The 22569-nt window shown below is 39.2% G+C and carries 24 protein-coding genes; 15 read left to right on the top strand and 9 right to left on the bottom strand.

Going from position 1 to position 22569, the window contains the following annotated elements:
- The first annotated feature begins 49 nt into the window (after positions 1-49).
- Together IPK31_07395 and chrA are read left to right on the top strand one after the other, a co-directional pair.
- Positions 50-994: an isopenicillin N synthase family oxygenase gene (locus tag IPK31_07395; GenBank protein ID MBK8087769.1), complete on the top strand. Its 945-nt coding sequence runs from the start codon at positions 50-52 to the stop codon at positions 992-994.
- Between the two features lie 24 nt (positions 995-1018).
- Entirely contained in the window at positions 1019-2236 is a 1218-nt protein-coding gene (chrA, locus tag IPK31_07390; protein ID MBK8087768.1) for a chromate efflux transporter, read from the top strand.
- On the opposite strand, the gene IPK31_07385 is transcribed toward chrA, so the two are convergent.
- Together IPK31_07385 and IPK31_07380 are read right to left on the bottom strand one after the other, a co-directional pair.
- Positions 2216-2803: a nicotinate-nucleotide adenylyltransferase gene (locus IPK31_07385; protein ID MBK8087767.1), complete on the bottom strand. Its 588-nt coding sequence runs from the start codon at positions 2801-2803 to the stop codon at positions 2216-2218. The genes chrA and IPK31_07385 overlap by 21 nt on opposite strands.
- 18 nt (positions 2804-2821) lie before the next feature.
- Complete coding sequence (locus tag IPK31_07380; GenBank protein MBK8087766.1) at positions 2822-3049, bottom strand: ferrous iron transport protein A; 228 nt, start codon at positions 3047-3049, stop codon at positions 2822-2824.
- Positions 3050-3106: 57 nt separating this feature from the next.
- Here IPK31_07380 and ybeY point away from each other — a divergent pair, with 57 nt between their 5' ends.
- The 5 genes from ybeY (at position 3107) to IPK31_07355 (ending at position 8781) form a co-directional block, all read left to right on the top strand.
- A complete protein-coding gene (ybeY, locus tag IPK31_07375) occupies positions 3107-3541 on the top strand; it encodes an rRNA maturation RNase YbeY (GenBank protein MBK8087765.1) in 435 nt (144 codons plus the stop codon).
- 13 nt (positions 3542-3554) lie between these two features.
- Positions 3555-4277, top strand: coding sequence for a hypothetical protein (locus IPK31_07370; protein MBK8087764.1), 723 nt, complete (start codon positions 3555-3557; stop codon positions 4275-4277).
- Between the two features lie 20 nt (positions 4278-4297).
- The gene (gene mnmG, locus IPK31_07365) at positions 4298-6166 is read left to right on the top strand and encodes a tRNA uridine-5-carboxymethylaminomethyl(34) synthesis enzyme MnmG (protein ID MBK8087763.1); all 1869 of its coding nucleotides are present in this window, start codon (positions 4298-4300) and stop codon (positions 6164-6166) included.
- A gap of 154 nt (positions 6167-6320) precedes the next feature.
- Positions 6321-7238: a TonB-dependent receptor gene (locus IPK31_07360; GenBank protein ID MBK8087762.1), complete on the top strand. Its 918-nt coding sequence runs from the start codon at positions 6321-6323 to the stop codon at positions 7236-7238.
- Entirely contained in the window at positions 7183-8781 is a 1599-nt protein-coding gene (locus IPK31_07355) for a TonB-dependent receptor family protein (protein ID MBK8087761.1), read from the top strand. Before IPK31_07360 ends, IPK31_07355 begins: the two co-directional genes overlap by 56 nt.
- A gap of 62 nt (positions 8782-8843) precedes the next feature.
- On the opposite strand, the gene IPK31_07350 is transcribed toward IPK31_07355, so the two are convergent.
- The 6 genes from IPK31_07350 to IPK31_07325 form a co-directional block, all read right to left on the bottom strand.
- On the bottom strand, positions 8844-9704 hold the full coding sequence (locus IPK31_07350) for an HTH domain-containing protein (protein ID MBK8087760.1): 861 nt from the start codon (positions 9702-9704) through the stop codon (positions 8844-8846).
- A 130-nt stretch (positions 9705-9834) separates the two neighbouring features.
- Positions 9835-10605 carry a fatty acid desaturase gene (locus IPK31_07345; protein ID MBK8087759.1) on the bottom strand — a complete coding sequence of 257 codons (771 nt, stop codon included), beginning with the start codon at positions 10603-10605 and terminating at the stop codon, positions 9835-9837.
- A gap of 160 nt (positions 10606-10765) precedes the next feature.
- Positions 10766-11167 carry a hypothetical protein gene (locus tag IPK31_07340; GenBank protein ID MBK8087758.1) on the bottom strand — a complete coding sequence of 134 codons (402 nt, stop codon included), beginning with the start codon at positions 11165-11167 and terminating at the stop codon, positions 10766-10768.
- Positions 11168-11329: 162 nt separating this feature from the next.
- The gene (locus tag IPK31_07335) at positions 11330-12046 is read right to left on the bottom strand and encodes a response regulator transcription factor (GenBank protein MBK8087757.1); all 717 of its coding nucleotides are present in this window, start codon (positions 12044-12046) and stop codon (positions 11330-11332) included.
- Positions 12039-12785: a histidine kinase gene (locus tag IPK31_07330; protein ID MBK8087756.1), complete on the bottom strand. Its 747-nt coding sequence runs from the start codon at positions 12783-12785 to the stop codon at positions 12039-12041. The genes IPK31_07335 and IPK31_07330 overlap by 8 nt, the downstream gene beginning before the upstream one ends.
- Positions 12786-13336: 551 nt before the next feature.
- Positions 13337-13672, bottom strand: coding sequence for a hypothetical protein (locus tag IPK31_07325; protein ID MBK8087755.1), 336 nt, complete (start codon positions 13670-13672; stop codon positions 13337-13339).
- 255 nt (positions 13673-13927) lie between these two features.
- On the opposite strand from IPK31_07325, the gene vsr reads away from it, so the two are divergent.
- Complete coding sequence (gene vsr, locus IPK31_07320) at positions 13928-14341, top strand: DNA mismatch endonuclease Vsr (protein ID MBK8087754.1); 414 nt, start codon at positions 13928-13930, stop codon at positions 14339-14341.
- 42 nt (positions 14342-14383) lie between these two features.
- On the opposite strand, the gene IPK31_07315 is transcribed toward vsr, so the two are convergent.
- Positions 14384-16354: a KUP/HAK/KT family potassium transporter gene (locus IPK31_07315; GenBank protein MBK8087753.1), complete on the bottom strand. Its 1971-nt coding sequence runs from the start codon at positions 16352-16354 to the stop codon at positions 14384-14386.
- Positions 16355-16510: 156 nt separating this feature from the next.
- Here IPK31_07315 and IPK31_07310 point away from each other — a divergent pair, with 156 nt between their 5' ends.
- The 7 genes from IPK31_07310 (at position 16511) to IPK31_07280 (ending at position 22474) form a co-directional block, all read left to right on the top strand.
- Positions 16511-17587 carry a DUF4118 domain-containing protein gene (locus tag IPK31_07310; protein ID MBK8087752.1) on the top strand — a complete coding sequence of 359 codons (1077 nt, stop codon included), beginning with the start codon at positions 16511-16513 and terminating at the stop codon, positions 17585-17587.
- Positions 17584-18270: a response regulator gene (locus tag IPK31_07305; GenBank protein MBK8087751.1), complete on the top strand. Its 687-nt coding sequence runs from the start codon at positions 17584-17586 to the stop codon at positions 18268-18270. Before IPK31_07310 ends, IPK31_07305 begins: the two co-directional genes overlap by 4 nt.
- A gap of 115 nt (positions 18271-18385) precedes the next feature.
- Positions 18386-18832: a hypothetical protein gene (locus IPK31_07300; GenBank protein MBK8087750.1), complete on the top strand. Its 447-nt coding sequence runs from the start codon at positions 18386-18388 to the stop codon at positions 18830-18832.
- Positions 18766-20667: a hypothetical protein gene (locus IPK31_07295; GenBank protein ID MBK8087749.1), complete on the top strand. Its 1902-nt coding sequence runs from the start codon at positions 18766-18768 to the stop codon at positions 20665-20667. Before IPK31_07300 ends, IPK31_07295 begins: the two co-directional genes overlap by 67 nt.
- Positions 20642-20854 carry a hypothetical protein gene (locus IPK31_07290; GenBank protein MBK8087748.1) on the top strand — a complete coding sequence of 71 codons (213 nt, stop codon included), beginning with the start codon at positions 20642-20644 and terminating at the stop codon, positions 20852-20854. Before IPK31_07295 ends, IPK31_07290 begins: the two co-directional genes overlap by 26 nt.
- Before the next feature lie 178 nt (positions 20855-21032).
- The gene (locus IPK31_07285) at positions 21033-21281 is read left to right on the top strand and encodes a hypothetical protein (GenBank protein MBK8087747.1); all 249 of its coding nucleotides are present in this window, start codon (positions 21033-21035) and stop codon (positions 21279-21281) included.
- A 32-nt stretch (positions 21282-21313) separates the two neighbouring features.
- Entirely contained in the window at positions 21314-22474 is a 1161-nt protein-coding gene (locus IPK31_07280) for a DUF1343 domain-containing protein (GenBank protein MBK8087746.1), read from the top strand.
- The last annotated feature ends 95 nt before the right edge of the window (positions 22475-22569 follow it).

Raw genomic sequence — 22569 nt, 5'->3', positions numbered from 1 at the left:
AACCTAAATGAATTAGCCGAAACTTTATTGACAACTAAACATTTTTAACATGACAATTCCTGTAGTTGACTTAGCCGAATTTACAAGTGGCGATTCTGTGCGCAAGCAAAAGTTTGTAAACGAATTGGGAAAAGCGTATGAAGAAGTTGGTTTTGTGGCCGTAAAAAATCATGGTGTTCCTGATGCCCTGATTGCGGATCTGTATAAATATGTACAGCAGTTTTTTTCATTACCGCTTACTAAAAAACGAGAGTATGAAATTCCGGAACTGGCAGGACAGCGTGGCTATACTTCTTTTGGAAAAGAGCATGCAAAAGGAAGTGATGCCCCGGATCTGAAAGAGTTTTTCCAGTTTGGACAAAAAGCCGAAGGAACAGATTTTGTGCCTGAAGAATATCCTGAAAATGTACAGGTTGATGAAATTGCAGCATTTAACCCCACCTTTCAAAATGCGTATCGTGCATTTGAAGAATCGGGAAAGAAATTACTACAGTCGATTGCTTTATATCTCAACCTTGATGAGTTTTACTTTGACGATTGGGTGAGAAATGGAAATTCTATTCTGAGGGCAATTCATTATCCGCCAATAACAAGTGAACCTAAAAGCGCTATACGTGCCGAACAGCACGAAGATATTAACCTGATTACATTACTGGTTGGCGCTTCGGCTGATGGATTGCAGATTCTTACAAAGCAAAATGAATGGGTAGGCGTTACATCATTACCTGAACAGATTGTTGTAAATGTTGGTGATATGCTGCAGCGTTTAACAAATAACAAACTTCGCTCAACTACTCACCGTGTAGTAAATCCACCAAGAGAACTATGGCATACCTCAAGATTTTCCATACCTTTCTTCTTGCATCCAAAAGGGAACATGTCGCTTGCCTGTTTAGATAGTTGTGTAACTAAGGAAAGCCCGAAAGGTTATCCGGATGCAACAGCAGGAGAGTATCTTGATGAAAGGTTAAGAGAAATTGGATTAAAGAAATAGAGCAACAAGTAAAGAACAAGTCAACTGAAATTCATCCGCCATATCCCGTTTTTAAAAGCTGTATTATTTTATACGCTTACTGCTTTTGGCGGGCCCCAGGGACATTTGGGGATGATGATGAAAACATTTGTCAATAAAAGAAAAGATGTTACTGCCGCTGAGTTGACCGAGCTGATGTCTTTTTGCCAGCTTCTTCCGGGAGCAAGTTCAACTCAAACAATTACATTAATTGGATATAAACGTGGCGGCTTTCTGCTTTCTGTTGTTACGTTTATTATTTGGGTATTGCCCGCCTGTTTAATAATGGGCGGCCTCTCTTTCCTTGTACATTATTTCGATCGAAAAGCATTGCAAACCGATATTTTTAAATTTCTGCAGCCAATGGCTGTGGGCTTTCTTGTTTATGCTACATGGAATGCATATAAAATTGCAGTTAATAATACAATCACCCGTGTAATCATGATTGTTGCCGCACTGGCTGTATATCTTTTTTTTAAAACACCCTGGGTATTTCCAGTAATTTTAATTTCTGCCGGAATTGTTACAAACTTTAATAATAAACGCATTCCTCAAAAGGAGATTCCAAGGAAAAAAATCAAATGGAGGAATTTGTGGGTGTTTGTGTTTGTTTTTGTTTTAGCTGGATTTCTCAGTGAAACGGCACGTAAGCAGAATTGGGAAAACAAAAGAGCTTTTAATCTTTTTGAAAATTTTTATCGTTTTGGAAGCCTTGTTTTTGGCGGAGGCCAGGTATTGGTTCCTATGATGTACGAGCAGTTTGTAATCAGGGAGAAAACCCAGTACATGACAGGAGAAGAATTATTAACAGGTGCAGGGTTTGTTCAGGCAACACCTGGTCCTGTTTTTTCTATGGCTGCCTATGCAGGCGGAATGGCAATGCGCAATGAAGGAAAAGGAAAACAGGCATTGGGTGTTGTAATCGGAACCATCGCTATTTTCCTCCCAAGTGCATTACTTGTTTTGTTTTTTTATCCTATTTGGAATAATCTTAAAAAATATGCGGTTGTGTATCGTTCACTTGAAGGAATTAATGCAGCAACAGTTGGTTTAATGATTGCTTCGGCATTTTATCTGGCAAGAGATATTTCTATATTGGAATTGAATGCAATCAGCTATGTAAACCTGATTGTTATTTTCTTTACAACGGTTTTGTTAAGCGTCACTAAAATTCCGCCCCCTTTTATTGCGCTTGCCTGTTTATTACTTGGTTGGGTCTTTTAATTTGTAATAACCAGCATTTTCTATTTCATCGCAAACTATATCAGGAACAAGATACCGGATTGATTTGCCGGACTGAATCAACTCACGGATATGAGTAGCCGAAATTTCTAACAGTGGAGCATTTACAACCATCAGATGTTTAACGCCCTCTTTTTTTATTTCAAAGCCCGGGCGTGTATAAACATAAACAGGATAGTTTTGCATGATTTGATCCGCATTCTTCCATTGATCTAGGTTTTGCAAACTGTCGCTTCCCATAATAATTGAATAAGCATGTTGCGAATATTTTTCTTTCAGGTAAGACAATGTGTTGATTGTATAGGAAGGTTTCGGAAGCCTGAACTCAATATCAACAGTCTTAAGCTGGGTTGATTTTTCAATTGCTAAGTTTACAAGGTGCAGACGGTCGTATTCATTCAGCAAATGCTTTTGTTGCTTAAAAGGATTTTGTGGTGAAACGACAAACCACACTTGGTTTAAATCCGTTTCATTTAACACATGCTGGGCAATAATCAGGTGACCATTGTGTATTGGATTAAACGAGCCAAAGTATAAACCAATTTTCATTAACTAATTGAATTATAATTACTTGTGTGGGTTTACTAAAATGCTTTTTGCTTCTTCCAGACGAAGACTTAACTGGTAACCGGCAACCTTTATACTGATTGGATCTCCGAGAGGGGCCTTCATTTCCATTAGTATTTCTTCCCCGGGAACGCAGCCCATTTCCATCAATTTCAAAAGAAGCTCGTCATTTTCAAAAGAATGTATCGTTGCTTTTTCTCCCTGTTCCAAATCTGATAATCTTTTCATAATCGTTTGCAAAAGTATCATTTCCCTAATGGAAACTTTACCGATTTTTGAAGGGTGATGCAAAACAGAAAAGTTCAATTTTTTTACCAGAAAGTCCGATTTAGTTTTTTGAGGCGAACCGCTTTGAAGTTGTTTGTGGAAACGCTGTTTCGTTTAGAGAAAAAAAATCTGAAGAACCTAAACGTTATTTTTTGTACAGATAACGCTCTTTTAGCAATCAACAGGGAGTTTTTAAATCATGATTATTATACCGACATTATTACTTTTCCTCTTTCTACAAAAGGACAAGCTGTTGAGGCTGAGCTTTATATTAGTGTTGACAGAGTGAGGGAAAATGCAAAAAAGCAGGACATCCCTTTCTCGACCGAGCTTCACCGTGTTTTATTACACGGGTGTCTCCACCTTACTGGGTATAACGACAAGTCTTCACAACAAATTAAGAAGATCCGTGAACGGGAAGATCATTATTTACGTTTATACTTTAACAAATAAGCCCATGTTCCACGTGAAACGCATCCTTCTCTTTATTTCTTTTCTCTCTATATCTGTTGCAAAGGCACAAGGAACTCTCACTTTACAGGATAAACCCTTTGTTTATGACAGAACTCTGGACAAAGCCTTGTGGCAAAAGCTGATGGCTGAAAAGGGGTTTTCTTCTTTGGGAGAAAGTGAGCAGCTAATGTTTTATTGGACAAATTATTTTCGAAATGACCCTTCTCGCTTTTATAAGCAAATCATAAAAGCGTTTATCAGGCAATTTCCAGAGGCAAACACTTCTGAAATTAAAAGCCTCGAAAGAGACATTAAGAATGCGAAAAGCCTATTGCCTGTCTTATTACCAGATAACGGATTAATGCAAATGGCAGAGGTTCACAGTGCTGATTTAGCAAGGCGTGGCAACATTATTTCTCACAGATCTTCAAAAGGAAAAGACTTTGTTCAGAGAATAAGGGATGCCGGTTTATACCGATGCGGAGCAGAGAATATTTATGTCGGGGTCTTTGACCCTCTTGAAGCATTGATAGCTCTTTTAGTTGATTATGGTGTTTCAGATAAAGGGCATCGAATGAATCTTCTTGATTCAAGGTTTGGAAAATGGGCATATCGTTTCCTTCAATCAATCAGAAACGAGGGCTGTTGGTGCAGGACTTTGCCTGCCAGTAATGTTCCACGTGAAACAGCGACCTTCTTAACTCGGGATTCCAAGTTATCTTTGCAGGCCTTTTAGAATCAAAGGTCGAGTAAATCATGTTTCCTGAATACGATGTAATAGTGGTTGGTGCAGGTCATGCCGGTTGTGAGGCGGCTGCTTCTGCTGCAAATATGGGCAGTAAGGTTTTGCTGATAACAATGAATATGCAAACAATTGCTCAAATGAGCTGTAATCCTGCAATGGGCGGGATTGCAAAAGGCCAAATTGTGAGGGAGATTGATGCGTTAGGTGGTTATAGCGGGATTATAAGCGACAAGAGTATGATTCAATTCCGTATGCTGAACCGGTCAAAAGGTCCTGCAATGTGGAGCCCAAGAACCCAGAATGACCGGATGCTTTTCGCAAGTACATGGCGAGAGATGCTGGAACAGACACCAAATGTTGATTTTTACCAGGATATGGTTGGTCGTTTGTTGGTAAAAGATGGAAGATGTTATGGTGTTGTTACAGGGCTCGGGCATAAAATCAGATCAAAAGCAGTTGTAGTAACAAGCGGTACATTCTTAAACGGGGTAATTCATATTGGGGAAAAGCAATTGGGCGGTGGGCGAATTTCAGAGAAAGCTTCCACTGGAATTACCGAGCAACTCGTTGAGTTAGGTTTTGAAAGCGATCGTCTAAAAACTGGAACTCCTCCAAGAATTGACGGACGAAGTCTGGATTACAGTAAAATGGAAGAACAGAAAGGAGATGAAGAAATCACAGGATTTTCTTATTTGGATGTACCGAAAATTAAGTCAGAGGCGCAAAAAAGTTGCTTCATCACTTATACAAATACCGAGGTTCACAATGTATTAAAGACAGGATTTGACCGAAGTCCTATGTACCAAGGTCGAATTCAGGGGACGGGCCCAAGATACTGTCCAAGCATTGAAGATAAAATCAACCGCTTTGCAGAACGGGATCGTCATCAGTTATTTGTAGAGCCGGAAGGATGGAATACAGTGGAAATCTATGTAAACGGTTTTTCAACCTCGTTACCGGAACAAGTGCAATACGAAGCGCTTCGTATTGTGCCGGGGTTTGAGAATGCGAGGATGTTTCGTCCCGGTTATGCAATAGAATATGATTTCTTCCCGCCAACACAGTTAACTTATTCCTTAGAGACAAAGCAAATTCAGAATTTGTTTTTTGCCGGACAGATCAATGGTACAACAGGATATGAAGAAGCCGCTTGTCAGGGTTTGATGGCGGGAATCAACGCACACCTAAAAGCCAATGAACAAGACCCCTTCATTTTAAAAAGAAGCGATGCTTATATTGGAGTATTGATTGATGACCTGATCAGCAAAGGAACAGATGAACCATACCGCATGTTTACCAGTCGAGCAGAATACAGAACATTACTTCGCCAGGATAATGCTGATTTACGCCTGACAGAGAAGAGTTATAAAATGGGATTGGCATCACAGGAGAGAATGGAAAAAACAAAGACCAAGCTTAGCGCTGTAGAAAAAATCAAACAAACTCTTTCTGAAGTTTCACTTACTCCTGAAGAAATCAATCAATTCCTTGTTGATAATAACAGTGCCGCATTAACACAAAAACAAAAAGCGATTCAGATTTTATTGCGCCCGGGAATTCCACTGAAAGAAATGATTGAGGCTTCACCAACCTTACAGCAACTAACGGGAACGAACAGCCAGGATATTTTGGAGCAGGCAGAAATACAGATCAAGTATGATGTGTATATTGAAAAAGAAAAAGAGCTTGTGCAGCGCATGAGCCAGCTGGAAGACTTAGAGATACCTTCATCATTTGACTATAATAAAATATCTTCTTTAAGTAATGAAGCCTTACAAAAATTCAAGAAAATAAAACCACGAACACTTGGACAGGCATCACGTATCTCCGGTGTTAATCCAAGTGATGTGCAAATACTCATGGTGTTTATGGGAAGGTAAAAAATGGCTGCTTTTTTTATTTTCATATCTACTGTAAAAATCTGACAGCTGTTAACAATCGTTAACTCCATTTATCTTTTTCGTTTTACTCTCTGTCATTAATCACTACGACTTGGATCGTTTTTCAACAATATTTGTTGAAACGATTTCCGTAATGAAACAACGACTGTTAAACCTTATCATCCCTTTAGTTTTTTGTGCTGCATTCTCATTTGCACAAAACGGCCAGCGTGGGAAAATTTCATTGAAAGTGTTGAATCAGCAACAGCAGCCAATCGAAAATGCAACAGCTGAACTTTTACGAAGCAAAGATTCTTCTTTAGTTAAAACAGCGTTGTCAGACAAATCTGGGCTTGCAGAGTTTGAAAACATTCCTTTTGGTTCATACTTCATCAAAACAAGTTTAGTGAATTATGAAAAACAATTTTCAGCAACAGTTATTTTATCTGCGGAACAATCTTCGCTAACAGTTGCAGATGCAGTTTTACAACTATCCGTTACCCAATTAAAGGCAATTGAAGTAACAGGACGTAAACCGTTTATTCAGCGATTATCTGATCGAATTGTGGTGAATGTTGATAACAGTGTTATAAATGCAGGAAGCTCAGCGTTTGATGTACTGGAACGTTCTCCCGGAATTTTAATTGATGCCAACGATAATATCAGTATGCGTGGAAGATCTGGTGTTATTATTATGATTGATGGAAAACCAAGTCCCATGAGTGGAGCTGATCTTGTGAATTATTTACGCAGCCTTCCTTCCAATGCCATTGAAAGGATTGATCTGATTACAAACCCATCTTCAAAATATGACGCTGCCGGCAATGCAGGCATTATTGATATCCGCATGAAAAAAGATCAGCGCTATGGTACCAACGGATCTGTTACAACAGGATACGGGCAGGGAGTTTATCCCAAAGCCAATGCTGGAATTAATTTCAACCACAGGAATAAAGCAATGAATTTATTTGGCGGATATAATTATGCCTACCGTATGAATCTCAACCACCTTCTGCTTGATCGAAATTTTTTCAGCAATGGCCAATTTACAGGAAAGGATGAAAAAAGATAACTATACAAAGATTCCCCTTGAGCTGAATACATTCAGGATCGGAGCAGACTTTTTCCCTTCAAAGAAAACAATCTTTGGATTTGTAGTGAACAGCAATATCAATTCTGTCCGCCCGTTTAATAATAATAGCTCTGTTGTTATTGATCAATCAAAGCAGCCAATCTTTACGTTCAATACGCAAACAAGAAACAGGCATAAGAATAAAAATGCTGTAGCTAATTTTAATTTCAAACATACATTCGACAGTACAGGAAAAGAATTAACTGCCGACGTGGATCTAGGATATTTTAGCTCCAACAATTTTTCATCTGTCAATACACAGTATTATCAGTTGAATGGAACTCCGCTTCAACCGGATTATATTCTCGATTCCTATCAGAAGGGAAATTTAAAACTCGCAACAGTTAAGGCTGATTATGTGAATCCATTGAAAAAGAAAGCTAGGCTGGAAGCAGGCTTTAAAACAAGTTTTGTAAAAACAGACAATGATGCCCTTTTTTATAATATGAGCAGCGGAACTCCTGAAGATGATGTGAATAAGACCAATCATTTTTATTATGATGAAAACATCAACGCCGCTTATCTCAACTATAAAAAAGAATATCAAAAAATTGATTTTCAAATCGGGCTCCGGGCAGAAAATACGAACGTAAAAACAAAACAGGTAAAAGGAAATATCACCTGGGATTCCTCTTACACGCAACTTTTTCCAAGCGCCTTCCTGAATTATAAATTAAAAGAGAATCAAACAATTGGCGTTTCTGTAAGCAGGAGAATTGATCGACCTAACTATTCACAACTCAATCCGTTTTTGTTTTTAATTGATGTAACCACCTATTCAACAGGTAATCCTTCACTGCTGCCACAGTTTACCTGGAGTTATGAATTAAATTATACGGTTAAGAATATCAACCTTACGCTGGGATACAGCCATACAAAAAATAATCAGAACATAGTGATCACAAGATTCAAAGATGTATTCCCGAATATTCCATCCGATGATAATGTAACTGTGCAGATTCCCGTGAATCTTTCTTCATCTGATTATATTGGATTAACAGTTGCTGCCCCGGTACGTATTAACGGCTGGTGGAACATGATGAACAACGCCAATATTTTTTACAATCATTTCAATGGCAATCTTGCAGGTACAGCGTTGAACAATGGAAAGATGGTTGCATCCTTAAGCACCAACCAAACCTTTACATTGAAAAAAGGATGGACTGCAGAGATGAACGTCAATTATAACTCTGGCGGGCAATATGGATTTATGGTTACAAGACCGCAATGGGGCATAGGAGCAGGTGTTCAAAAAACTTTATGGAAAGGAAAAGGGCAGGTAAGATTTAATATCACCGATATTTTCTGGACCAACCTGCCAAGGGCAACCATTACATACAATAATTACATCGAATACTGGAGAGCATACCGTGAAACAAGAGTAGCCAACCTCAGCTTCACCTATCGCTTTGGAAATAATAAAGTGCAACAGGCAAGACGAAGAGCATTGGGTTCAGAAGAAGAAAGACAACGGGCGCAGTAGAGTTTAACTGATTCTGAACTTGTCGACAAGTTTTCTCATGTTGATTAATCGGGCTGGTATTCTTATCGGCCCTCTCTTTTATGTAAAGTTTGCAGTAGCTGCAGATGTGGCTGTAGATGGAGAAGAGTATCTTTCTGAAAAAACTTTTTCAGATGCTTATAGAAATGGCTGAAGTCGTAATAACCGTAAATACCATAATGAAATGTTTCCGGGGCTGTAATAATATGGCTGACGGCTTTCCTGATCCGTAAAACCTGTAATGCTTTTTTGCTGCTGATTCCTGTTGAGGTTTCAAAATACCTTTGCAATGTTCTTGTTGAAATAGCGTACTTCTCTGCCAGTTCTTCAACCGACAAATCAAATTTATTTTGTTTTAAACAATCTGCAAGAATGGATGTAACAATTTCAATGGGTTGAAGCGATCCTTCATATTGTTCAAGAATCTGTTCATAATGTTTGCATAGAAGAGATGCTCTTTTTTCAAATGAAGTGGATCTTTTAATACTGCTGATGACTGGCTGATCCAGCAAATAACTCAGCGGGAAAATCGTTCCGCTGTATTCAGAGAAATTGACTTTCTTTTCAAAAATAACGGGACTTACTTTGAACTTAATCCCGAATATACAGTTACCGGTTTGATGATAACATTCAATATGATTCAACCGGGGTAAAAACCCATCGCCCTTCATTTCCGTTTTATTTTCTTCTACCTGCATTACAAACGGAGTACCCAGGTTTACCAGGTAGGTGTAACCAATATTGGGAAACAATACATCACTGAAACCCTGCGGGTGCTTTTTCCAGAGATGATCAAAATTTGTTTGCCAGAAAAAATCAATGAACAACGAAAGCCTGCCCAGCGGGTAATGCCGGTGATAATTTTTCTCAAAGTGATCCTGGTGAAAAAATTCAATATGCTGCACGGAAACAAATTAGAAAACAACAGGGCACAAAAAACACAATTATGTATGAATGGTGAACCGTTTATCAAACAGATTATTATACCATAACCTTTTTAATAGTTGATGATTTAACTGTAAGGGGCAAAATTTATCAATTCAATTCTGCTTCACTTGATTTTTGGTGAAGGTGAACAGGCTTCAACTGGATAATGCGGAAAGTATGCAGTATTCGCATTATCAAAAAAGTAAGATCAAACTCAAACCATTTACGGGCAAAATTGGCATTGTTTTTTTCTTTGTGGTGATTGTTCTGAAACAATTCACCCATCAGCAAAACTCCCCATGGTGTTGTATTCTTAGAATGATCTTCAATATTATAATTACGGTAACCAAGTTTATGACCAAACCAGTTAACAATCGCTCCCTGGATTGGTCCCATCAGAAAATGAATGGGCAGCAACAGAAACCACCAGAAGCTGGGGGCAAAAAACAAATAGAAGCTGACATAAGCAACGATAAAGAAACCACGGGTAATATTATTATGACCAAAGCGATCCAGCTTATCCCAAATGGGCAGGTACTCACGGGTAAATTCTGCATCAGGAATATTTTTGCCGGTTACAAACCCGCTGAATATTTTAGCTGTATGCTTCATCATCTGGTAGATGTCTTTAAAGAAATGCGGAGAATGCGGATCTTTCTCTGTGTCGCTATAGGCGTGGTGCATGCGGTGCATTACAGCATATGCACGGGGAACTAAAAATGAAGAACCCTGTACAAACCAGGTTAAAAAGTAAAAGGTTTTTTCCCATCCTTTACGGGCAGTGTACATCTGGTGGGAAGCATAACGGTGTAAAAAGAATGAGTGAAAGAACAACGATAAGAACCAATGCAGGAAAAAGAACAATAAAATAGCTGTCATAATATAAATCTGAGTAATAACAACAAAGAAAAGCTATTAATAGTTCTCTCCACGAGTTGTTAAGATTTTTTATCTGATTTTGACAGATTAACCTGATAAGAGCCCCTGCATCAAGAAAAAAGCTCGTCATACGACGGGCTTTACAAATGGTTGTTATTTTTTAATGGTGACGGTTTGAATCATAATCACGATCATTGTAACGTCCTTTACTGAACTGCATGTTAACTTTTTTAATTTCCATGCGACGTTTGTCTTCCAGGAAACGGATCTCTCTCTGCTTTTGAAAACGGTTCATATAGAAACTGCTTCTTACTTTCTGAATCTTATAATCATATTCCCGGTTGATCTGTGCAATCTGCATATCTCTTTTCCGTTCATTATAACGCTTGCTGTTATTGTCACGGTCGTCTTTTTCATAACGGCCATTGTTAACTGTTGAGCCTTTGCCATAACCGTTTTGATTATCCCGTTGATCAAACTGCTTATTATCACGGTTACCATTCTGAGCATTTGCAGCTGTGAATAAAGTTGCAGCGAAGAGTAGAGTAAAAATCTTTTTCATGTTTTTTTGTTTAAGTAGTAAATAATACAGTTGAGACCTGTATATGTAAACAGTGTTTACAAAGAATACGTTAATACCACTCATACAACATGGTTGCCGTTCTTTGCATAAAATGAAAGGAATAATTCTTACTGATCATTACATATCAGTTACCGAGATCAATTATTGCAAAACTTTCAGCACAGTGTTCCTGTACATTTTGCCAATGGGAATTTCAGTATTACCAATTTCTATCAGCTCAGCAGTAAATGTTTTGATAGGATACAGCGAAACAATATAAGAACGGTGGACACGTATAAAGTCTTTTTCAGGCAGCATTTCTTCAACAGAAGAAATCGATTGTTTAGTAATATACGTTCCTTTACCGGTTACGATTTTGATATAATCTTTCATGCTTTCGATATACAGGATATCCTGTAAAATCACTTTCACCATCTTCCTGTCAACCCTGAAATAAACAAATGCTGCACTTTTATTCTCTTCTGCCAAGGCGGTTGTTTCTGTTTTGGAAGCACCGCCGGGAAAAGCTTTATTCAATGCTTTCAGAAAACGTTCAAATGTAATTGGTTTCATCAGGTAATCTACCACATCCAGCTCATAACCTTCCAATGCATATTCCGGGTAAGCGGTTGTGATAACTACTTTCGGCGGATGTTTTAAAGTCTTCAAAAAATCAGTACCGTTTAATTGTGGCATCCTGATATCGAGAAACATCAGGTCAACAGGCTGTTGCTGTAACAAAGCAAACGCCTGTAACGCATTGGCACATTCACCAGCAAGTTTCAGTGTAGGCGTTTCTTCTATATAGCGTGAAATGATTTCCCGTGCAGGAGGTTCATCATCCACTACGAGGCATTGTATGGGCTTTGTTTCATGCATTGGCTGCTTGTGATAGTTGCTGATGGACGATTCGCTGTTCTTTCTGCTGCCCCAGTTCCAGCTTCAGGTTTACAATAAAAACATCTTCTTCGCTGGTAATATTCAATTCATGTTTGCCTGGGTAAAGCAGCGAAAGTCGTTGCTGCACATTTTTAATTCCAATCCCGGCACTGTTTGTATTGGTTGCAGGATGATTTACTTTTCCGTTGAGCAACTTAATCTGCAGTTCTGTGTTTTTTATACTTACCTGCAGATGGATCCAGGGCTGTTCAAGTACATTACTGGTGCCATGTTTAAAACAATTCTCCACCAATGGCAGTAATAACAAAGGTGCAATCAAAAGATCATTGGTTTGTGCAGGAAGATTAAGATGAAGTTCCAGTTTATTGCCATAACGGATCTTTTCCAGGTTGATATAATCTTCAATCATCTTCAGCTCTTTACTCAACGAAACGAATGGCTGAGTGCCTTCGTAAAGAATATATCGCAACAGGTCTGATAACACGGTTACCATTTTCGCTGCTGCAGGAGAAGTAGTTTGTGTAAAGGAATAAATATTATTCAGTGTGTTGAATAAGAAATGAGGATGAATCTGCGCTTTTAGTAATTGCAGTTGCGATTCCATATTTTCTTTTTCCAACTGCAGGTTTCGTTGTTCTTTAATGTACCAGTATTTCATCAGTTTAATTGCTGCAGCCAGCCCCCCAATCGTGATAGCTCCTCTCAAGCCAGCCAGCAGGAACAGCAGAAAAGTAGTGTTCACATAATCATTATAAGGAACGGAAAAAAGATGAAACCGTAAAAAGGGCAGCATGAATTTTCCAATCAATGCAGAGATACAGGCAACCAGGAAAAACAGGAACAGCACAAGTATCGCCGATTCAATATACTTTCCCCTAACCACAAACTTTGGAACAACAAAATAGATGAGGGAATACGTAAGAAACATATGGGGAATCATAAAGAAAAAAGAGTCCACCATTGAAACAGGAATCCTTTTGAAATCAGGAAACAGACTGAACTTTGCCGTGTAAGAATATAAAATACCAAAAAACAACCACCAGAATATCCAGAAAGCTGCATGCCGCTGGAGACGGTACTTTCGTTCGTTGGAGAATATAAAAAGTTGCTGCTGCATGATCTCTATAAAGTTAAGAAGCAATAAAGAACGATTTAATCCGCCTGTGTATTTGTCGATATACGCTTGATTTTCGCAGACGAAAATCCTTCATCGAAAAAAACCCGGTCATTAAAAGAACCGGGGATTGTAAAACTAACATCCTGGCTATTTCAGAAGAACTGCCAGGTAATCTTTATCTGCTTCCGGATATTTATTTTTTTCCATGCTGTAACAGTCAGCTCAAGTACCTGCTTCAATTTCATCTTTACTTTACACTTATCGATATTCAGTTTTTTACCGCTGATTCTTTCGGAGTAGATCAGCACATTATCAAGGGTGTAAAAGCGGACAATATGGTTCTTTGGCGTATGCAGATTGCTTTCCACTATCCAATAACCATTCTCAGGCAGCCAGGCGGGTGATTTTTTGTTCTGTTGTGCCATTCCGGTAAACACAAGCAGCATGAAGCCCGTAACAGCGATCCATTTTTTGAGTTGTTGTTTCATAACAATAAGGTTTTGATGAGTAAATAATTTCAATCACAAACCTATCGCTAAGCACAAATCTTAATTTTAATACTGGACAAATTTGGGAGTTGACCGGTTATACAACAGCAAACTGCAGCCCGGACAAACTTGTCGACTAAAAAGAGGCGCTGGTCTTTTTTACCGACAAAAAGTAATGATTGATCAAAGCGAATTGATGAGCGGAGTACTATGTAAAACAGTTTAACAAAACCCGGCATGCTGTATCTTCATACTGTGGCAGATGTACATACCATTGAACAGCGTCGTTACAACATGCAGCAGATAAAGTCGGCCAATACAAAGCCCGAAATGTTGGTGAGAAAATTCCTGCATGCCAATGGCTTTCGTTATTCCTTGCACAAGAAAACCTTGCCCGGTAAACCTGATATCGTATTGCCAAAATACAAAACCGTCATCTTCATTCATGGATGTTTCTGGCATGGTCATACAAATTGTAAATATTTTACCATCCCTAAAACAAGAACAGAATGGTGGGCCAGTAAAATCAATACCAACAAAGCCAATGATGCAAAAGCGGTAAAAGCATTGAAGAAAAAAGGGTGGAACGTGATTGTAATTTGGGAATGTAAATTAAAAGGGAAAAAAAATGAGCGGACTCTTTCCCTGCTTGTGAAAAAGTTTGAATGATGATGAGAAAAAAAATCTCATCATCACCAGATATAGATAAAACTAATTTTCTAAACGCCGCAGTTTTAAACCCGTTGCCTGGGAAACAATCAACGGAAATTTTTCTACAATTACATTGCTGGTATCAAGACCGAAAGCTTTCTCTTCCGAAAGACTTATTTCCTTTAATATAAAATAGATTCGCATAATCAGCCTTTCAAATAACGGAAGTTCATTGTCCTGGCTTAAAAATTTTTCCATCACAATAAAAGAAAAGTCACCTGTTACATGGTTTCTCTTCAAACTTTCATAGCGGCTTGTTACATTCACCTCTTTATTAGCAACTAGCTCTTCCACAACTTTTCTAAACAACTGATGTATACGGGGCTGTACCCGGAAGCCTAATCTGAAATCTACACGTATGATTTCATTGGGAATTATATGTGTTACTTCATACTCTTTTGTATATGGATCATCCATTGTATCAACATGCACCAGCCAATAGATATCAGCTCTTTTCGGCATACGGTTTAACATGGAGTAAATCACTTTGTGTTCAATCTCTTTTAGAATGTTGGCACTTGTGAGATACACCAGGTGTGTAGCATATTTCGGAATACTTGAGTCGTTACTCAATTCCTGAATCTTGAGAACATAATCATCCAGCCTTACAAATTCAACATAGCGGTTTTTAATTTTTCTTGCCCTGTACCAGGTATACATAACAACAAACAGTAACCCACCAACAAGAAGGGTAACATAACCACCGTGAGGAAACTTATCAAGGTTAGCGATAAAAAAACTGATCTCGATTGTAAGATATACGGCCAGGTACACATAAACCCAAAACGGAGCTGTGCGGTGCAGCACAAGGTAATTGGCAAATAAAATGGAAGTTGCAATCATGGTGGCAGTGATAGCCAGACCATAAGCTGCTTCCATATTGGTTGCTTTTTTAAAATAGAGGGTTATGCCAACACAGCCAACAAACAGTAAGAGGTTAACAGCTGGTAAAAACAACTGGCCTTTTGTTTCGGTAGGATAATTGATTTTCATCTTTGGCCAGAGGTTCAAACGCATAGCCTCGCTCACCAAGGTAAACGATCCGGAAATTAATGCCTGACTGGCAATGATGGTTGCAGCGGTTGCAATACCAATTCCGTAATATAAAAACCAGGAAGGCATGATGCCGTAAAACGGATTGAATCCTTTTTCAATTAATTCTGATGTGATGATTACCCCATTGTAATGATGGAGCAGCCATGCACTCTGGCCCAAGTAGTTTAGAACCAAACAGGTTTTTACCAGTATCCAGGAGTAACGGATATTCCACTTACCGCAATGACCAAGATCTGAATACAAAGCCTCTGCTCCTGTTGTGCAGAGAAATACTGCCCCCAAAATATAAAACCCCTTAGGATAAGTGCTGAGCAATTTAATGGCATAGTAAGGATTAAAGGCTTTCAACACAGCCGGTTCGTCAAAGAGCTGAAATAATCCCAGTACTGCCAGCATCAGAAACCAGGTGAGCATAATGGGACCAAAGAAACGGCCAATAAATTCTGTACCAAACTGCTGCACAAAAAATAAAACAGAAAGAATGCCGATAACAATGTAGATAATTGTTTGCTGACTGATACTTGCAAATGCGTGTACCTGTTTCAGGCCTTCAATGGCTGATGTTACAGAAATGGGCGGAGTAATCATTCCATCAGCAAGTAATGCTGCACCACCTGCCATAGCAGGAATCACCAGCCACTTTCTTCTTCTTCGCACCAGTGAGAAGAGTGAAAAAATTCCACCCTCTCCTTTATTGTCTGCACGCAAGGTAAGGATAACATACTTAACCGTTGTCTGCAGCGTCAACGTCCAGATGATACAGGAAAGGGCGCCGATAATCAGTTCTTCTGTAACCAGTTTTCCATTCGTAATTGCATTGAGTACGTATAAAGGAGATGTTCCAATGTCACCGAAAATAATTCCTAAAGCAATCAGCAATCCTGCTGCAGTTACTTTATTATGTGAAAGATTCATTTCAAAAAGAAAATGATGAAGCGGTAAAATTATAACGGAGTTTCATCAAAGCATGCATAACAGTTGTAAGCAGAACAAATCTTTATAAAATCTTTATACGGGTTTTTGTGTATAAAGCATAGCTATGCAGGCTACATTTGCAACAGAATACAGCATATGCAGAAATTCTTTTTGCGGAAAATAGAACCATGGAAACAATATTTATACAGTATTGTGCTGGTACTTCTTGTTGCTGCCGTTTGTTATGCACTCACACCTTATATGGGTTACCGTGTATCGGCTCTGGTTCTGCTTGTAACTGTTTCTATTATTGCTGTTTCCTATGAAATACTGCCGGTATTAATTGCTGCAGCATTATCTGCCTTTATCTGGGATTTCTTTTTCATACCACCGCATTTTACCATTCATGTTGCTTCAACAGAAGATGCTATTCTGCTGATTATGTATTTTATCATTGCAATGGTGAATGCTGTGCTCACTTATAAAATAAAACAGATCGAAAAACTGGCGAGACAACGAAAGGAAAAATCCAATGCAGTTAAAATGTACAATACACTGTTTAATTCCTTATCGCATGAATTAAAAACACCCATTGCTGCCATCATTGGTGCAACCGATAATCTGCAGGCAGAAAATGAAAACCTTACAGCAGATAATAAAAAGCAACTGGTGAATGAAATTGCCAAAGCTTCTTTCAGGTTAAACAGGCAGGTAGAAAACCTGCTCAACATGTCAAGAATAGAATCGGGATTTCTGCAACCCAAAAAAGACTGGTGTGATGTTGGCGAGCTGCTGTATGAAGTAACCAGGAGAGTGGAAGAAGAACATACTGCACGGCATATTGAAATCAATCTTAATCCTGCACTGCCATTAGTGAAAACAGATAAAGGAATACTGGAACAAGTGCTGTATAATTTATTAATGAATGCAGCGAGATATACCGATGCAGACAGCCTGATTGTTGTAACAGCTTCTTACCGGCAGCGTCAATTGCTGCTGCAGGTAGAAGACAATGGAAATGGATTCCCCGAAGAAGAAATGCATTATGTCTTTCAAAAATTTTACCGGCTGAAAGATGCAATAGGAAGCGGCACAGGTCTTGGGCTTTCTATTGTAAAAGGATTTACTGAGGCACTTGACGGTACAGTGCAGCTACAGAACAAAATAACAGGCGGCGCAAAGTTCAGCATTCAGATACCGGCAGAATATTCAACCCTGAAACAACAGCCATGAATAAAGCAGAAATTTTAGTGATTGATGATGAAGTACAGATGCGCAGGCTGCTGGAAATTACATTGCATTCAAATCAATACAGCGTTACAGAAGCATCCACAGCAAAAGAAGGGCTGATCATGGCGGCCAATCATCCTCCGGACCTGATTTTGCTTGATATCGGATTGCCCGATAAAAGCGGACACGAAGTTTTGCAGGAGCTGAGGCAATGGTATACAAATCCGGTAATTATTTTATCAGTGCAGCAGCAGGAAGAGGAAATCATTAAAGCATTGGATAATGGTGCCAATGATTATTTAAGCAAACCCTTCCGCACGGGTGAATTGCTTGCACGTATCCGCTCTGCGTTACGGAGTGCTGTAACCGAAGAAACTGACCCGGTGATAACCGGGCATGACCTGGAAATTGATCTGGCAGTGCGTACCGTGAAAAAAAAGAATGAAGCGGTAAAGCTTACTGCTACAGAGTACAGTTTACTATCATTGCTTGCCCGCAACGAAGGAAAAGTGCTCACCCATCAGTATTTATTAAGAGCAGTATGGGGGCCTGGTTTTATTAACCAATCACAATACCTGCGGGTGTTTATTGCACAGATTCGCCGCAAAATAGAAACCGATCCCAACCGTCCTGAATACCTGCTCACCGAATCAGGAGTAGGCTATAGGTTTGTGAATAAAGAATAATCTTTTTTTCAGTGTAATCTTTTCCGCTCAGCCATTTCCGGCAACGGGGAATTGTTGAAAATGCAGTTACTTTGCAGTACGGGTTTTAAAGTGCATGAGTCATAAATAAGGTGGCATGAAGCCATCATTGTCCTCGTTTTTTTACCGTGTAAAAACAATCCGTTTCGTATTCAAAAAAAAGGAAGTGAAGTTTAAAGCAGGAAAGATATTATTCAGGGGGTTAAAATATACAGGCATCACTCTGAGCACTATACTGGTGCTTATGTTTTCAATTCCTTACCTGTTTCCCGGATTTGTATCAGATAAAATTAAAAACTGGGCCAACCATGCCATTGAAAGTAAACTGAATTTTTCCAAAGCAAGATTGTCTTTCTTCAATCATTTCCCTTCGCTTACATTAACACTCTATGATGTTTCTTTAACCGGTTCTGCTCCTTTTGAAAAAGATACACTTGTATCGGCAAAAGAAATTGCACTTGAGTTGACCTCAGCACGGTGTTCAATAAAGCCATCCGTATCAATGAAATTTATATTACCCGTGGAAACGTACAGGTACTTGTAAGTAAAGAAGGGCAACCCAATTATAATATTTATAAAAGAGAAACTAAAACCACATCCGGTACCGACACAGATACAGCTGCTTCTGATGCTGCATTGAAATTAGACAGGATACAGATCGAGGAATCTGCACTGTTATACAACGACCTGTCCATTCCTATACTCATCAAAGCAAACCGTTTCAATTACCTGGGTAAAGGAAATTTAAGTGAAGCGGTGTTTAATCTTAAATCAGAGATCAGGATGGAAGGTGTTGACTTCGTTTATGACGGAGAGCAGTACCTTACCGATAAAAAACTGAATGCAAAACTGCGCACAAGAATCAACACTCATTCGCTTGAACTTGATTTCAGAAGAAATGATTTGATGATTAATAAACTGCCCGTTGCACTTACCGGAACATTTCTATTTCTTAAAAATGGTTACCGGATGGACTTCAATGCAAAAACTCCATCAACAGAATTTGAAAACCTGTTTACTGCTTTGCCCCCGGCTTTTGTAACATGGCTCGATAAAACAGATGTGGGCGGTAAAATTGAAATGGGCGCATCTCTGAAAGGCGATTTTATTGCAGGTGAAAACCGCATGCCCGATCTCAACTTCAATATGAAAGTGAGCAAAGGTTCTTTTGCTACAACAGCGGTGAAAGAAAAAATCACAGATCTGTATCTGAACTTTCATTTTGTATTACCGGAACTGAATACAGAAAAAATGATCATAGGTGCTGATACATTGAACGCCCGGCTTGGTAAAGATTATGTAAAGGCATCTTTTGAAACAAAAGGATTGAGCAAACCATCCATCAAAGGATCGGTGCAGGTGGCGGCTGATGTTGAAAAATGGGCAAAGATTCTTGACCTGCCGAAAACAGCAGGAATAGATGTAAAAGGTTTTTTGCAGTTGCAGGCAAATTTCATCGGAATCCATAACCCGGCACAGAATCAGTATCCATTGATGAACGCCGCAGTTCAGTGGAAGAAAGGAGTTCTTCAAACAAATTACTATCCACAACCCATCACGGATATTGATGTAGATCTCAACATCATTAACAGTAAGGGCACAGCAGAAGCCATGCAGGTAAAAATAAAACCGCTTTCACTTCAGTTCGAAGGCCAGCCGTTTACATTGACTGCTGATGTAAAAAATTTCGACAACCTTGTTTATACCATCAGTTCCAAAGGCAGTCTCAACATCGGTAAACTATATAAGCTCTTTGCAATAGAGGGGTATGATATAAATGGATTTATTAAAACCGATCTGTCATTAAGCGGTACACAGGCTGATGCAGTTGCAGGACGTTATGATCAGCTCAATAACAAGGGAAGCATTGAGATCAGGCAGGTCAACCTCCGTACACCCTGTTTCCCAAACAGTTTTTTAATCAGCTCAGGTCTTTTTCATATTAACAACGATCAGCTAAAGGCTGATCAGTTTGTGATGCATTATCTCAGCAACACTGTTTCTCTCAAAGGAACATTCGGCAACATCATTAATTATATCATGAAGAAGGATGCTCCTCTGCAGGGAGACCTGTCTTTAACAGGTAAGCAAATTCTCATACAGGAATTCATGAGTACAACAGACAGCACTGCAGCAAACACATCCGCAAAAAAAGCAAATACAACTCCTGCTGAAACAGCAACCGGAGTAATCATCATTCCTGCCAATTTAGATTTTCAGTTTCATGCTGCTGTTGATAAAGTTGATTATAACGGTTTAACTATTCATAACTGGATTGCAGATGCTGGTATAAAAAACGGCAACCTTAAAATCAGCAAATCAGCGTTTACAATAGGTTGGTGCACCGGTGAACATGGAAGCAACTTATGCTCCCGTTAACAACATGCAGGCATTGTTCAGTTATCATATCAATGCAAAAGAATTCGACATACAGAAAGCATACAAAGAAATACAGCTCTTCCGTGAAATGCTTACCAGTGCAGCAAAAGTAAAAGGACAGGTTTCCATTGATTATACATTAAACGGAATGCTCAACGACAGTTTATATCCTGTAACAAAAGTTTAAAGGGGGCGGCACGGTAAGTATTAAAACGCAAACATCAGCGGTTATAAATTATTCAGCGCAATCAGTAAAAAAAACAGGGAAGGACGCAGTTGATAATCCTGATCTCTCCAAACAAACCATTGAATTAAAAACAACCATTGCCAATAACATCATTAACCTGCAGAAGGTTAAGCTCCGGGTGGCGGGCTTCCGTCCTCGTTTTGAAGGGCAGATTGGTTTCGATGGGCGTTTGAATTTAAAAGTTCGTCTTGGTTTGCCACCCTTTGGTATCCTCGGTATTCCGTTAACCGTTACAGGTACGCAGGAAAAACCACTTGTGCGGTTGGGCCGTGGAAAAAAAGAGGGCGGACTTGATGAAGAGGGGGCCGATGAAGAAGATAAAAAAGAAGCGTCCGAAGCAACCGATAAAAACAAACAGCAGAACTGAGAACACCTTCAGCACTTACATTTTGTGCAGCAATGAAGCTTCCACTTCAATACGGTATCGATGTTTTACTGCAGCAAACTGCTGTATATAAACACAAACGCATTGCATTTGTTACCAACAATGCTGCCACCACATCAACGGGCGAGTTGAGCCGTGTTACTTTATTGAAGAACGGCTTTAACATCACAATCATCTTTTCACCGGAGCATGGTATTACAACTATGGGTGATGATGGCGCTTTTCAGCAAAATATTACCGATACAGTAACGAGTTTGCCCGTCGTCAGTTTATATGGAAACAGGTTAGCGCCAACAGCAGAAGACTTTCAGGATGTTGATTTGGTCTTGTTTGATATACCCGATGTTGGATGCCGCTTTTACACCTATCTCTGGACGATGACGCATGTAATGGAAGCTTGTGCGGCCAGTCTAAAACCATTTGTTGTATTAGACAGGCCTAATCCCATTGGTGCAGAACTTTCAAAAACAGAAGGTCCTTTTCTTGATGAACAAACCTGTTCATCGTTTATCGGCAGATGGAATATTCCAGTCAAACACAGTTGCACATTGGGCGAACTCGCTTTATACTTTGCCGCAACAAAAATCAGCGGATTAATTATTGATGTTATTAAAGTGCAGCATTACAGGCGAACAAAAACAGCTGCTGCCGATTTTTTCTTTACAGCAACCTCTCCTGCCATACAGCAAATTGAAACAGCCATACTTTATCCCGGCACCGGATTGCTGGAAGGCATCAATGTAAACGAAGGGAGAGGAACAGAAAAACCGTTTCAACTCTGTGCTGCGCCATGGATGAAAACCGAAGAGCTCAAACAATCAATGGAACAGCAGCAACATCCAGGCATTGCATTTACAACATGCAATTATAAACCTGTTGCAGGAATGTATGCCGGTGAAACCTGTAACGGACTGCAACTGCATATCACTGATGCAAAAAAAGTTTCAGCAGTGAAAACCGGTATAGCATTATTGCAAACAATTATTCAGCTTCATCCGCAACAGGTTGAAGAGCGGTTATATACAACCAACGCAAACCCAACCGGCATTGCTCATTTAGATAAACTGCTGGGCGTTCAACATGCGTTTACAAAACTGCAACAGGGTCGTTATATTGAAACAAACATTGCAACCGAATGGGAACAGAAAATAAAACCGTATTTATTGTACAAATAAAAAAACCCGAATTAACGGGGCATTATTTATAAAAATTTATTTGAATCTTACAGAGGAATACTGACCGTAACCTCACATCCATGCCCCGGGATTGA

It is taken from the genome of Chitinophagaceae bacterium (assembly GCA_016713085.1).
Taxonomy (GTDB): domain Bacteria; phylum Bacteroidota; class Bacteroidia; order Chitinophagales; family Chitinophagaceae; genus Lacibacter.
The sequence above is the reverse complement of the archived record's forward strand: the minus strand, read 5'-3'. Positions and strand labels throughout refer to the sequence as shown.